Raw genomic sequence first — 13,818 nt, 5'->3', positions numbered from 1 at the left:
CATAAGCCAACCGCCGCCGCTAGTATAGCGGCTTCGGCATAAAACACACGGGTAATCCTTTGCCGTGGCACCCGCGCCAACGGCCAGGTAACAAAGGGGGGAGATACCTGATACCGCCATCGGACGATATCAGGCAACGCATTACTCCTCGCTGTCATCCTTCGGCGCTGGCGGCGCATCAACCTCAATGCGGTCAATGTTTTGCAGCCCGCGCAGCAGGGTACCTTTACGGCCCCGCTCACCGTGATGTTCGCTCGCGCGCACCACAATTTTGCGCTTGCCGGAGAACAGTTTCACCGTCGCCTGCGGCGACAGCACCAGCAGGATAGCCAGACGATCCTTGCCTGCGGCGAAATCTGCCGAGGAGATGGAGATGATCTTGTTGCCTTTGCCTTTCGACAACTGGGGCAGATCGGACACCGGGAACAGCAACACGCGACCCGCAGCGGTGACCGCCATCAGCAGGTCGTCATCGCGTTCTACCACGATCGGCGCCAGCGCTTTGGCGTTGTCCGGCAGCGAGATCATCGCCTTACCGGCACGGTTGCGCGCCACCAGATCGTTGAAGGTGCAAACAAACCCGTAGCCTGCATCGGACGCCATCAACAGACGCTGTTCATCCGCCGCCATCAGCACATGCTCAATGGTGGCACCCGGCGGTGGCGTCAGTTTGCCGGTCAGCGGTTCACCCTGCCCGCGCGCCGACGGCAGCGTGATCGGATCGAGCGCATAGCTACGCCCGGTTGAATCGATAAACACCACTGGCTGGTTGCTCTTGCCGCGCGCAGCCGCGCGGAAGCTGTCGCCCGCTTTAAAGCTCAGCCCGGAAGGATCGATATCGTGCCCTTTGGCGCTACGCACCCAGCCCATTTCTGACAGCACAATCGTGACCGGCTCAGACGGCACAAAATCGTGCTCGCTCATGGCCTTGGCTTCCGCACGCTCATGCAGCGGCGAACGGCGATTATCGCCATACAGTTCAGCATCCGACTGAATCTCTTTTTTCAGCAGGTTGCTGAGCTTGCGTTCTGATGCCAGCAGCGCCTGAAGCTGATCGCGCTCTTTTTCCAAATCATGTTGCTCGCCGCGGATTTTCATCTCTTCCAGGCGCGCCAAATGCCGTAATTTCAACTCCAGAATGGCTTCAGCCTGGGTGTCACTCAGGCCATAGCGGCGCATCAGTTCCGCTTTGGGCTCATCTTCGGTGCGGATGATATGGATAACGTCATCAATGTTCAGGAACGCAATCAACAAACCTTCCAGAATGTGCAAACGCTTGAGCACTTTTTCCAGACGGTAATTAAGGCGGCGGCGCACCGTATCACGGCGGAACACCAGCCATTCGCTCAGGATCTCCACCAGACCTTTCACGGCAGGACGGTTATCCAGACCGATCATGTTCATGTTGATGCGGTAGCTTTTTTCCAGATCGGTGGTGGCAAACAGGTGGTTCATCACCTGATCGAGATCGATACGGTTAGATCGCGGCACCAGCACCAGACGCGTCGGATTTTCATGATCCGATTCATCGCGCAAATCATCGATCATTGGCAGCTTTTTCGCCCGCATTTGGCTGGCGATCTGCTCCAACACTTTCGCCCCCGAAACCTGATGCGGCAACGCGGTGATCACTACTTCGTTATCTTCTTTCTTCCACAGGGCACGCATCCGCACGGAACCACGTCCCTGCTCATAGACGCGCCGCAGCTCATCACGCGGCGTGATGATTTCGGCTTCGGTGGGGAAATCCGGCCCTTGAACGAACTGCAACAGATCGTCGAGCGATGAATCCGGTTTTTCCAGCAGCGCGACGGCGGCGGCGGCCACTTCGCGCACGTTGTGCGGCGGGATATCCGTCGCCATCCCGACCGCGATGCCGGTGGTGCCGTTGAGTAAAATATTGGGCAGACGCGCAGGCAACATTTTCGGTTCCTGCAAGGTGCCGTCAAAGTTGGGCTGGTACTCGACGGTGCCTTGTCCCAACTCGCCCAGCAGCACTTCGGCATATTTGGACAGGCGCGATTCGGTATAACGCATCGCCGCAAAGGATTTCGGATCGTCCGGTGCCCCCCAGTTCCCTTGACCGTCCACCAGCGGATAGCGGTAAGAGAAAGGCTGCGCCATCAGCACCATCGCTTCATAGCAGGCGCTGTCACCGTGCGGATGGTATTTCCCCAGCACGTCACCCACGGTACGGGCGGATTTCTTGAACTTGGCGCTGGCGCTCAATCCCAGTTCCGACATCGCATACACGATGCGGCGCTGCACCGGCTTAAGGCCGTCACCAATAAAAGGCAGCGCCCTGTCCATGATGACGTACATGGAGTAGTTCAGGTACGCATTTTCTGTAAACGTATGCAGCGCAAGACGTTCTGCGCCGTCATGAGTTATCTCACTCATCGATAATCCTTACGCGGTGACTCAATGATCATGCAAAAACAGGTCATCTAAAAAGGCTTAATTCCCGCAACGCGCGCGGTAATGTCTGCGCAGATAGTACAGCATCTTGCCAGCCACTGTCACAAACCTCAGGTGCCTTCCTCCCTCAATACTTCATCAATCGCTTTCGAGTTCCTTTATTAAGAAATCTTAATGCCGCAAACGTAATGATAATGATTATATTTGCTACCTGCTAATGATTATCATTTAGCTATACGCGGCATTGAACCGCACCGATGACAATATCGGCACCGCCATTTTCACGTACTCAAACCATCGCGAACCCAAGAGCTCTATCATGTTAAATCATAAGAATATGAATAACATTTTGCTGACCGGCGTCCTGTCCGGCTTGGCATTTGGTGCCAATGCGGCGCAAAGCGCGCAGGGCAAATCGGACACTGCCCAGAAAGAGTCCCAGGACACCATGACGGTACTTTCTCCCCGCGTGGAGCGAGAAGCGGGCACGAAAACCACCCTGACGGCCAACGACTTGCTAAAAGAAGGCGGTAATACCTTCGGCAATATCATGCGCTACCAGCCGCTGGTGAGTGCACCGGGCGTCAGCGCTGGGGCCACCGCCGGCAAGAGCAGCTACGATCGCGGTGGTTATAGCGGCTACAACATTCGCGGGCTGGAAAACAACCGCGTCTCTATCGATATCGACGGCGTTGAACTTCCCGCAGGCACCGATCGCGGTACTTCTACGCCGAGCGGCCGCGTTCAGGCAGGCAGCACCAGTATCGGACGCGGTGATTACCTCGATCCCTATCTGTACGGTTCAGTAGATATCGCCTCCGGCGCTACCGATGTGTCGAACAGCAATAACGCGCTGGGCGGCTCCGTCTCTTTTGTACCCAAATCCCCGGACAATTTCCTCAGCAGCGACAAACACAGCTACTTTGGCTATCAGGCCGGGTATGACTCCGCCGATCGCAGCTTCCACAACGGGATTACCGCCGCAGGCGGTGACGACACCCTGCGCGGCGTGGTGGTCTACAGCCGCCGTGACGGTAATGAAACCGAAAACCACAGCGATGCTACCATCGACAGCAATCCGGCCAACTGGCACTCCAACGCCGTGCTGGCCTCCGGCATCTGGCAAGCGACCGACCTGCACCAGCTAACCGGCACCGTGGAGTATTACGAGAAGTTTAACCACAGCAACTTCCCCACCTGGAATGTGGGCGCTGATGGTGGCTCTACCCGCGATGGCAGCACCTCATTCCAGGACAGCAAAACGCGCCGTTGGGGCGTAAGCGTTGCCGATCTGTATACGCCGACTGACGGTCTGCTGTTTGACAGCCTGAACAGCAAACTGTTCTTTAGCAAAACTGAAGCCCACGACTACACCATCAGCAATGCTGCAATACCGACTCAGGTGTGGAGCGGATACGATACCAACACCGTTGGACTGGAAAGCAAAGCGACCAAAGAGTGGCGCAACCACCGCTTCAGTTACGGGGTTAACCTGCGCCAATCAGAGTCTGAGCGCCCATTGATTGCCAAAAATCTGCGAGCTGGCACAGCAGGTGGAGTAGAGCTAGGTCGCCCTCAAGCCGACAGCAAGATCATCAATGCCGGTGCCTTTGTACAGGACAAGATGACCTGGGACGTGGCGGGTCGTGATTTCTCGGTGATCCCTGCGGTACGTTTCGCCTGGCAGCACGCCAAACCGGAAAATACCGATAACCTGTTGACCAATACCTACGGTAACGTATCGGCCAGTGACACCGCTAAAATGTACGGCACCAACGCCGACGGACAGATTCTGCCTGCACTGACCTTCCAGTACAATCTGAAGCCAGATCTGTTGGCCTATGTGCAGTATAAGCGCGGCGCGCAGTTCCCGAATGCCGGGCAACTCTATGGTGCCTGGGCGTTGGGTTATAGCAGCTTTGGCATGGCCAGCCCCTATGCGACACTCGGCGATCCTAATCTTAAGACTGAAACCAGCGATAACTACGAACTGGGGCTCAAGGGTCGTATTGTAGACGGCGTAACGATCAGTGCTGCCGCTTTCTACAACGATTACAAAAACTTTATTGCCAACGGCTATTATCGCCGACAAAACAGTCCAGAGATGTTTGGTAGTGTCCCTGGCAATATCAGCATCCTGTATCTCACCGAAAACCGCGATAAAGCCTATATCTACGGTGGCGAACTGAGTGCACGTTTCGAACTGGGCACCTGGTTTGAATCGGCCAAAGGGTTCAGCACCCGGCTGGCTTACGGCTATACCCAAGGTGCAGCGAAATCCAGCGCCTCCGGTGACCGCTATGTCAATCTCGATACTGTCTCGCCACAAAAAGCCGTGGTTGGGCTGGCCTATGACGATCCGAGCAGTACTTATGGCGCTGCATTGATCACCACCTTTACCAAAGGGAAAACCGCCAATTACGCCGCTGGCCGTAAACGCATCGGTAACGGTAACGTGGTGGGCACAGACAACGTCACCTTTATGCGCGTGCCGGGCTATGGTTTGGTGGATTTGACCGCGTACTACCGCATTACCAAAAACGTGCGCGTCAACGGCGGTATCTACAACCTGACTGACCGTAAATATTGGGATTATCAGAACAGCCGCAACATTGAGGCACCGACCAACACCGATCCCAACAACTCACACTACTACGATCAGCAGTTGTCCGTTGCACCGGGACGCACCTTCCAACTGGGCATGAGCGTGGATTTCTAATCGTTACGTTTGTTGCGTGAAATGAGATAACGCCTCTTCAGGGCAGGAAAGCCGATACGTTGGTTTTCCTGCCTTTTTTGCCAATCCGCTGCCTGAGAAATGTTGACTTTATTGACTGGCAGTCAAGAGTGTTATGCGATTCCCCCCGTTTTTCATCGTTATCCAGCGCACTACACTGCCTTACTTTCATTAAGCAATCAGGATCATCGTCACCATGCAAAACATTCTGCTGATCAACGCCAGCAAATCCTTTGGTCACTCCAAGGGCCAATTGAACAATACGCTCGCGGATTTTGCCGCCACCTTGCTCAGCGAACAGGGCCATAACGTACAGGTGACTAACGTCGATCAGGGCTACAACCTGGATGAAGAGGTACAGCGCTTTGTATGGGCGGACACTGTCATTTATCAAATGCCGGGATGGTGGATGGACGTGCCGTGGATCCTGAAGAAATACGTCGATGAAGTGTTTACTCACGGTCACGGCTCGCTGTATGCCAGCGATGGACGCACCCGCTCAGACGCCAGCAAAAAATACGGCTCCGGCGGTCTGCTGCAAGGGCGGAATTATATGCTGTCCCTGACCTGGAACGCGCCGTTAGAAGCCTTTACCGATCCCGACCAGTTCTTTCACGGTGCCGGTGTCGACGGTGTTTACCTGCCGTTCCACAAGGCCAACCAGTTTATCGGCCTGTCGCCACTGCCGACCTTTATCTGCAATGATGTGATCAAGCAGCCGGAGGTGGATCGTTATCTGGCGGAATACCGTGAACATTTGACCCGCGTATTCGCCTGAACGCGGCTCACAGCAACTGTTGCGCCATCTTCTCGCTGAGAAAATCGAGAAAACAGCTGATACGCGCCGTCAGCTTGGTGTTGCGGTAGTAAACCGCGTTCACCGGCATGCGCGTTTCAATCGTCTGTTGCGCCAGCACCGGCACCAATCGACCGCTTTTCTGATCGTCTTGTGTCATAAAATCAGACAAGCGGACGATCCCCTCCCCGCGTAGCGCCAGTTGGCGCAGCGTTTCACCGCTCGAGGCCACCAGCGCCGGTTTAATGCGGTACAACTCACCGTTGGCTTTACGTACCGGCCAGACATTGAGCGCATCCACATGGGTAAAACCGAATACTACGTGATTATCCAGCGCTTCCACGCTCTGCGGCACGCCGTGGCGTTGCAAGTAATCGGGGCTGGCCAAGATGCGCGTGCGCGTGCTTCCGAGCAGACGCGCATGAATACTGGAATCCCGCAGGGAGCCAATGCGGATGGCAATGTCAGTATGCTGCTCCAGCAAATCAATAAAGACGTCATCAGTATTCAGTTGCAACTGAATGTGCGGGTAAATGCGGCGAAATTCGGGGATCAGCGGCACAATGGCGTGTTGCATAAACGGGAACGCGGCATTGACGCGCAGCGTGCCGCAGGGTTGCTCACGCCCAACGGCCATCAACTCTTCCGCCTGCTCAACGGAGGCGATCACTTCACGCGCCTGCGCCAGAAACAGCTCGCCTTCCTGTGATAACGCCAGACGGCGCGTGGTGCGGTGTAACAGCGTGGTGTCCAGCTTGGTTTCCAGCCGGCGCAGTGCACGGCTGATGCCGGACGCCGTCTGCCCCAACTGCTCTGCCGCTGCCGTGATCGATCCGCTGTCGATGACCACCACAAACGCTTGCAACTCTTCCAGCGTGACTTTCATCGCTTTTCGCTGCCGTTTCTCTGCCTCAGATAGCGTCATCATAACCGGTTATTTTAATAAATAAAAAAAACCCTGATCGGTACGCATCTCGCCAAAAAGTTAACCAAAATCACAAAACATTAACGCAAAAAATTTTCGTATTGCGCCTTGTTTTGCGCAAATGCTACACCATTTGCAACACGCACGCTTTCACCAAGGGAAAACCGACTCAATGAGCAGCAACACCACACTGAACGCACAGTTAGATGCCCTGATAACAGGCACCCTCGGCCTGAAAGACGAAGGCCGCTTTCATGAGCCTAATCTGGATGGCACGCCGGGAGATTATATCTCTTTCAACAGTTGGGAATGGCCGCAGGGCGTGGGCCTGTATGGTCTGTTTCGCCTGTGGGAATTCACCCGCCGAGACGATCTGCTCGCCACCCTTAACACCTGGTTTGACAGGCAAATCGCACAGGGCTTGCCGCCGCTCAATGTCAATACCACCGCCCCGATGCTGCCGCTGTCACTGCTGTGGCAACACACCCGCAATGACCATTACGCGCGTGTTCTGGACAGTTGGGCGGACGATGTGATGACCAAGCTGCCGCGCACGCCGGAACAAGGCTTCCAGCATGTGGTGTCCGACGGCGTGAACCAGATGGAGATATGGGACGACACGCTGTTTATGGTGGTGTTGTTCCTGGCGCATTACGGTACGGTGTCAGGCCGTCAGGAACTGGTCGACGAAGCGGTACGCCAGTTTTTGCTGCACGCGCGCTACCTTAACGATCCGAAAACCGGTCTGTGGTATCACGGCTGGAGTTTTGCGCAAAAGAGTAATTTTGCGCAAGCGCGCTGGGCACGCGGCAACGCGTGGATCACCGTTGGGATTCTCGACCTGCTGGAGGTCGCTCATATCGACAACGGTGTGCGTCTCTATCTGTTGGAGTGCCTCAACGCACAGGTGAACACCCTGATCGATCTGCAAGCCGAAAGCGGTGCCTGGCATACCCTGCTGGACCACCCTGACAGCTATGAAGAAATTTCCGCTACCGCCGGTTTCGGCTACGGCCTGCTGAAAGGCGCACGCCTGGGTCTGGGCGATGAGCGCTGGCTGGCGGCGGGGAAAAAAGCGTTACAGGCAGTGCGCCAGAATATCGATGCGCAAGGCACGGTGCAGAATGTCTCGTACGGCACGCGCATGGGGCGCACGCTTGATTTTTATAAACAGATTCCGCTGCAACCCACCGCCTACGGTCAGTCGCTCGCCATTTTGTGTTTGAGTGAAGGCATCCGTATTGCGGAATAAATGATCTACGACACATTGTGATCCGGGGAATAATAAATGAACACTGACACTATTTATCGCCGTGCTTTGCAACAGGGTGACGCGATTCGTTACTGGCACTATTCCGATATCGCCAGCCAGCGTTATGACGTACCCGATGTGCCCATGCAGGGTGACATGGACCCGTTTTTCTTCCTGAGCAAAAAGAAAAACTTTATCCCGCATACCTATCCTTGCCGGGTCGACTTCCAGCAACGCTATCTGGAGAAGAAACCACAGCCGTTCGGCGCGTTCGAACTGACCCGGTGGTGGTTCCCGTTTGGTTCTGACCGCGTAGACCTTTCTGGTTTCTGGTTCCGCCCTACCCGCATCGGTGCCTGGGCGCAAACCTGGCTGGAAGCCGAAACCGCCGGTGAGGTGACCCTGCGTTTCACCACCTGCGGCGGCGGCATCGTGCAGGTTAACGGCGAAGATGTCGCCTGGAGCGCCGCCTACCAGCGCAATCTGGAAAACACCCTTGAGGTCACCGTCTCCCTTAAATCGGGGCTAAACGATGTTCGAGTCTGGTTTGACGATCTGGCCGAGCGGGATATTCGCTTTTTCTTCCAACTCGATTACGTGGCGGGCATCCCCGTCAATGTGGCGCTGGCCTCACCGGTTTGCGCACCGTGCGTAGCGGAAATGGAAGCGCTGCTGGAAGGGGTGTCCTTCGAATACTCCGCCTACAGCCACGGGGATATCAACCTCTGCTTTCCCGCACCTGCAACCCGGCCGCTGACCATCGCCTGCCGGGTATTAGGCGATTTTATTTCGCTGGATAGCCCTATCGAGCTGGAAACCGAATTGCGCCCGGGGCAACAGATGGCGCGAATCGCCAATACGGCGCAGCTCCCGGCGGATTTCCGCAACTTCGTGATTACGCTCTCCAGCAGTGATTTTTCGATCAGCCGCACCCTTGGCGTCGAGATTTGCCATGCCACTGCGCAGCAGATTGTGCCAGAGACCTTAGCGGCGCGTATTGCCGACGCGCTGCACACCGTCGCCACGCAAGGGGAATACAGCAGCGTTAAAGCGTTAGCCAGACTGGCTTGCGGCATGGCCGATGAGGAAACCCACGCCATGCTGGAGGGGGTATTGCCTTCGGTGCTGGATTGTCATGATTGTGCCGACTTCACGCTGGTGCCGTTGCTGTGGTGCCGCATCGCCTGGGGTGATGCCATTGCACCGGCCACCCGGGAAAAAATCGATGCCGCCATTCTGCACTTCCGTTACTGGATGGATGAGCCGGGCAACGACGTGCAGTGGTACTTCTCGGAAAACCATGCGCTGCTGTTCCACACCGCCGCCTATCTGGCGGGCAGCTTCTTCCCACAGGCCACCTTCGTGCGTACCAACCGCAGCGGGAGCGAGCAGGCTGCCGCTGGCAAGCAGCGGGTGCTCGATTGGCTCACGCATTTTGAATCCTGCGAGATGGCAGAGTGGAACTCCGCCCCCTACTTCCCGGTGGATTTGAAAGGGTTAACCGCGTTGGCCGCACTTTCTCCCGACGCCGATATTGCCGCACGCAGCCGCCGCGCGATCCAACGGTTGATTGAGCAAATCGCCCGTTCCTGTCATCAGGGGATGTTGACGGCTTCTCAGGGGCGTTCTTACGAGCACACCTTGCGCGCCGGACGCTCATTGGAGTTGGCCGCGATCTCGCGTCTGCTGTGGGGCAAAGGCAACTACGGCTGCCGCTTCCACGCCTTGCCGCAGTTGGCGCTACTGCTGCGCGATCACGGCTTGACCCTCGATCCGGCACTGGCCGAGGTTGCGGTGTGGCAGAAACCGACCGCGCAGGAGTGGTGCTTTGCCCAAGGGGCCAACCGTATCGCCAAACTGTACCACTACAAAACCCGCCATGTGGCAATGGGCTCCATTGCCGCTTACCGCTGGGGCGAGTGGGGATATCAGGAGACGCCGCTGCACCTGCGCATTGGTGATATTCCCGAAGCGCAGGTGTGGATCAACCACCCCGGAGAAACGATACACGGCGGATTTGGCAGACCGTCTTACTGGGGCGGTTGCGGTACGCTGCCGCGCGTCCAGCAGTATCGCGGATTGGCGGTGCTGACTTTCACCACCCACGAAGGACAACCGACGTTCACCCACGCCTGGCTGCCGCAGCACATCTTTAGCGATGTGCGTATCAGCCCCGAGCGCATCGCGTTGCAAAGCGGCGCTGGCATGGCGCTGTTGTTCGGCTCTCAGCCTTTTCACATCGTGGAAACGGGCCCGACCCGCCACTGTGAAGTGCAGCAGCACGGCAGACAGACCACCTGGCTGGTGCGCCTGAATGATGCCGCTGACATTCACTCGCTGGACCGTTTTGCCCAGACCTTTGCCGATCTCACCGTGCAACGCGAGGCTGATGACACCCTGCGGGTGCTCGATCCGGTCTACGGTGAAGTGCGCTTTATGCCGGATGGCCGCGTGGAGGCGCAGGGCCGCACCCTTGACCCGGATGCCTGGAGCGTGGCGGGCACACACGGCGAACTGGCGCTGTAACCCTTTTTCATCACGCAACACCACTGACAACACCGCTCTACCCTAATAATCAACTGCTCAGGCCACTGGCCTGAGCTGGAGGATCACTATGGACACTCAAGTTAGCCAAAAAGAAGCTGCTGTCCCTCACGGCGACAGCCAAACCGCCGCCAACACGCCCCCCAAAGGGCGCTACCGCTGGACTATCTGCTCGATGCTGGTGTTCGCCACTACGGTGAACTATATGGACCGCCAACTGCTCGGGTTGCTGGCACCGATGCTGCAAAAAGATATCGGCTGGACGCAAATGGAGTACAGTTGGCTGGTTAACGCCTTCACCATTGCCTACGGCGCGGGCACGCTGATTTGCGGCCGCATCATCGACAAGCTGGGCACCAAGATCAGCTACGCCGTGGCGATGGTGGTCTGGAGCGCCGCCGCCATGTTGCACGCCGCCGTCGGCACCGTGGTCGGGTTTGCCATTGTGCGCGTCATCCTGGGACTGGGGGAATCGGCCAACTTCCCGGCGGCGATGAAAGTCATCGCCGACTGGCACCCCAAGAAAGAGCGCACGCTGGCTACGGGGATTCTGGGCGTCGCCGTTAACCTTGGCGTCGTCGTCTCTCCCGCCTTGATTCCGTTTATCGCCATTCATTACGGCTGGCACGGGGCGTTTCTGATTCTGGGTGCGGTGGGCTTTGTCTGGCTTATCCCGTGGTTTTTCCTGTTTGGCAAACCGCAAGATAAAGCCTCTGCCGAGGAACTGGCCTGGATCCGTCAGGACAAAGAAGAGCACGTCAGCGTGGAATCCATCAAATGGACGCACCTGCTGCGCTACCGTCAACTGTGGGCCTTTGCGCTGGGTAAGATGCTGACCGATCCTATCTGGTGGTTCTTCCTGTTCTGGCTGCCAAAATGGCTGAACGAAACCCGCGATATCAATATGGCCGGATTGGGTGTGCCGTTGATCATGATCTATCTGTTTGCCATTGGCGGCAGTCTGGGGGCAGGCTGGTTGCCCGGTAAACTGATGAGTATGGGTTTCAGCGCTGCGAAAGCACGCAAAACCACCATGCTGATTTGCGCCTGTGCGGTCATTCCTATTTTTGCCGCGACGCAGGTGGAAAGCCTGTGGCTGGCCGTTGCCATCGTCGGGTTGGCTGCTGCTGCGCACCAAGGCTGGTCAGCAAACCTGTTGACGTCGGTGTCCGATCTGTTCCCCAACGCGGCGGTGGGTTCGGTCGTCGGTATCGGTAGCACCTTTGGCATGATCGGCAGCGTGATCTTCTCCACGGTGATCGGTGCCGTACTCGAGGCGTCAGGCAACTATTGGGCGCTGTTCGCCATCAGCTCTGTGGCCTATCTGGTCGCCTGGGGCGTGATGTACCTGCTGCTGATCCCCAATATGGAACGGGCGAAATTCAAATAACCGCGTAACAAGCGCTACACCACATCATGAGGGCTAATGCCCTCATGATGCGTTAAACGCCGCCACGGACTGGCGCTCAACCATGGCACACGCCAGTTCTATACGCCGCGGGATCGTCACGTTACCGACGATGATGTCCTGCAACAACTCAAGCGCAATAACGCCGATTTCCTGCACCGGCAGGTGCACAGTGGTCAGCGGCGGCGATGCAAATTCGGCCTGCGGCAAGTCATTCATCCCCACCACCGAGATATCCCCCGGCACATCCAGACCTAAGCGCTGCAACCCGTTAATGGCCCCTAACGCCAAAGAGTCATTGGCACACAGGATCGCCGTGCAGGTGCGTTTTTTTTCACGAAACCACGCTACCACCGCCTGCTCAGCCAGTTCGGGAAGCCAATCGGTGACGCTGATCACCTGCTGCTCGGCGCAGGGCAGTTGAAAATAACGCATCGACTCCTGCCAGCCCTCATGCCGCTGTTCAATGGTTCGTCGACCGGGATGGGTCAAAAACAGGATATCGCGATGCCCGTGCGACACCAGATAGTCAGCCGCCATCCGGGTCGCCGAGCGGTTACACGGCATCACGCTGGAGAGCCGCATCAGCGGATCTTCGCTGTTCACCAGCACCGCAGGTTTTTTCAGGTTGACGACAACGTCTAAAATCGCCGGATCGTCGACGGTCAGTGCCAGCATCCCGCCGATATCATCCTGATTAAGCAGATCGGTCAGCGCCTGCGTGCCTTTGTCGGACAGCGGATGGGTCACCAAATCCAGCCCCAGCACTTTGGCACGCTCTTTTAGCCCTTGCAGCACATACCAACTGAATTGATAACGGTGATAATCCAGCATCGCCACCTGAGAGACGGCCAGCACGATACGGGAGCCCCCCATTTCCACGGCAGGGCTGTAGCGCACCGCCCGCGCCACTTCCAGAATCTGCGCGCGCAGCGCCTGACTCACCCCTTTTTCGCCGCTCAGCGCACGTGATACCGTGCTTAACGAGGTGCCACAGCGTAAGGCGATATCTTCCAGCCGTACTCGGCGCGAACCGCCATCACTCTTTTCTGCGTCAACCGGATTTTTTTTGTGATTGTTTTCCATAATCTTACACAGTCGTCAAGGATTAAGATGCACACTTACTCTACTGTGAAGCCATGAAGGCTGTCAGCGTCTTTCACATTGATTTGTTAGCCTTGAGCGTGAATAAGGAGAAAAATCACCATGATCGAGACGGAGAGATTGATTCTGCGCCAGTGGCGCGATGAAGATTACCCCATTTTTGCCCAATTGAATGCCGACCCGGAAGTGATGCGCTATTTCCCTGAGCTGATGTCGCGTGAGGAAAGCGATGCACAGGCTGGCCGTATCAGCAGGCATATTGCCAACAAAGGCTGGGGTTTCTGGGCTGTGGAATTGAAATCAAGCGGCGAATTTATTGGGTTTATTGGTTTGCATAAACAGCAAGAAGAGAGCGGCATTCCTCATGCTCCGCTTATCGAAGCGGGCTGGCGCTTGCAGGCGCAGCATTGGGGAAACGGCTATGCCACGGAAGGAGCAAAACGCGCGATTCGCTATGCCTTTGAGCAACTCGATGCACCTGCGGTCTACGCGTATACCCCGCTGCAACATAGGGCGTCACAGCGCGTGATGATAAAAGCAGGCATGACCAACACCGGTGATGATTTTAACTATCCCAAAATACCAGCGGGTCATGCGTTGGAGCGGTTCTGCTTATACCGTATCACGCGATAGC

Annotated in this window: 9 protein-coding genes; 6 read left to right on the top strand and 3 right to left on the bottom strand. The window is 56.7% G+C overall.

Translation table 11 applies throughout. The features are described 5' to 3' along the window. Positions 1–141: 141 nt before the first annotated feature. Positions 142–2,400 (bottom strand): DNA topoisomerase IV subunit A, encoded by a 2,259-nt coding sequence (parC, locus tag J5069_RS10665; RefSeq protein WP_264643882.1) that lies wholly within the window; start codon positions 2,398–2,400, stop codon positions 142–144. 337 nt (positions 2,401–2,737) lie between these two features. Here parC and J5069_RS10660 point away from each other — a divergent pair, with 337 nt between their 5' ends. Beyond that, positions 2,738–5,137 (top strand): TonB-dependent receptor domain-containing protein, encoded by a 2,400-nt coding sequence (locus J5069_RS10660; protein WP_264643881.1) that lies wholly within the window; start codon positions 2,738–2,740, stop codon positions 5,135–5,137. Between the two features lie 214 nt (positions 5,138–5,351). Continuing rightward, positions 5,352–5,933: an NAD(P)H-dependent oxidoreductase gene (locus tag J5069_RS10655; protein ID WP_264643880.1), complete on the top strand. Its 582-nt coding sequence runs from the start codon at positions 5,352–5,354 to the stop codon at positions 5,931–5,933. Positions 5,934–5,940: 7 nt separating this feature from the next. On the opposite strand, the gene J5069_RS10650 is transcribed toward J5069_RS10655, so the two are convergent. After that, complete coding sequence (locus J5069_RS10650; RefSeq protein WP_264644363.1) at positions 5,941–6,837, bottom strand: LysR family transcriptional regulator; 897 nt, start codon at positions 6,835–6,837, stop codon at positions 5,941–5,943. Positions 6,838–7,048: 211 nt separating this feature from the next. Between J5069_RS10650 and J5069_RS10645 the strand changes: the two genes are divergently transcribed. From J5069_RS10645 to J5069_RS10635, 3 genes are all read left to right on the top strand, one after another. Further along, positions 7,049–8,128, top strand: coding sequence for a glycoside hydrolase family 105 protein (locus J5069_RS10645; RefSeq protein WP_264643879.1), 1,080 nt, complete (start codon positions 7,049–7,051; stop codon positions 8,126–8,128). 36 nt (positions 8,129–8,164) lie between these two features. Continuing rightward, on the top strand, positions 8,165–10,654 hold the full coding sequence (locus tag J5069_RS10640; protein WP_264643878.1) for a hypothetical protein: 2,490 nt from the start codon (positions 8,165–8,167) through the stop codon (positions 10,652–10,654). A gap of 88 nt (positions 10,655–10,742) precedes the next feature. After that, on the top strand, positions 10,743–12,062 hold the full coding sequence (locus tag J5069_RS10635; RefSeq protein ID WP_264643877.1) for an MFS transporter: 1,320 nt from the start codon (positions 10,743–10,745) through the stop codon (positions 12,060–12,062). A 42-nt stretch (positions 12,063–12,104) separates the two neighbouring features. Here the strand turns inward: J5069_RS10635 and J5069_RS10630 are convergent, their stop codons facing one another. Then, positions 12,105–13,166 carry a LacI family DNA-binding transcriptional regulator gene (locus tag J5069_RS10630; RefSeq protein WP_264643876.1) on the bottom strand — a complete coding sequence of 354 codons (1,062 nt, stop codon included), beginning with the start codon at positions 13,164–13,166 and terminating at the stop codon, positions 12,105–12,107. 120 nt (positions 13,167–13,286) lie between these two features. Here J5069_RS10630 and J5069_RS10625 point away from each other — a divergent pair, with 120 nt between their 5' ends. Then, the gene (locus J5069_RS10625) at positions 13,287–13,817 is read left to right on the top strand and encodes a GNAT family N-acetyltransferase (RefSeq protein ID WP_264643875.1); all 531 of its coding nucleotides are present in this window, start codon (positions 13,287–13,289) and stop codon (positions 13,815–13,817) included. Position 13,818: the final 1 nt, after the last annotated feature.

Source organism: Candidatus Symbiopectobacterium sp. NZEC127 (assembly GCF_025962675.1).
GTDB lineage: Bacteria > Pseudomonadota > Gammaproteobacteria > Enterobacterales > Enterobacteriaceae > Symbiopectobacterium.
This window is presented reverse-complemented; position numbering and strand designations above follow the sequence as displayed.

Excerpts from the sequence above, each read along its gene's own strand:
- J5069_RS10645 (WP_264643879.1), top strand. The coding sequence starts at position 7,049 with ATGAGCAGCAACACCACACTGAACGCACAGTTAGATGCCCTGATAACA.
- J5069_RS10630 (WP_264643876.1), bottom strand. The coding sequence starts at position 13,166 with ATGGAAAACAATCACAAAAAAAATCCGGTTGACGCAGAAAAGAGTGAT.
- J5069_RS10625 (WP_264643875.1), top strand. The coding sequence starts at position 13,287 with ATGATCGAGACGGAGAGATTGATTCTGCGCCAGTGGCGCGATGAAGAT.
- J5069_RS10640 (WP_264643878.1), top strand. The coding sequence starts at position 8,165 with ATGAACACTGACACTATTTATCGCCGTGCTTTGCAACAGGGTGACGCG.
- J5069_RS10635 (WP_264643877.1), top strand. The coding sequence starts at position 10,743 with ATGGACACTCAAGTTAGCCAAAAAGAAGCTGCTGTCCCTCACGGCGAC.
- J5069_RS10650 (WP_264644363.1), bottom strand. The coding sequence starts at position 6,837 with ATGAAAGTCACGCTGGAAGAGTTGCAAGCGTTTGTGGTGGTCATCGAC.
- J5069_RS10660 (WP_264643881.1), top strand. The coding sequence starts at position 2,738 with ATGTTAAATCATAAGAATATGAATAACATTTTGCTGACCGGCGTCCTG.
- J5069_RS10655 (WP_264643880.1), top strand. The coding sequence starts at position 5,352 with ATGCAAAACATTCTGCTGATCAACGCCAGCAAATCCTTTGGTCACTCC.
- parC (WP_264643882.1), bottom strand. The coding sequence starts at position 2,400 with ATGAGTGAGATAACTCATGACGGCGCAGAACGTCTTGCGCTGCATACG.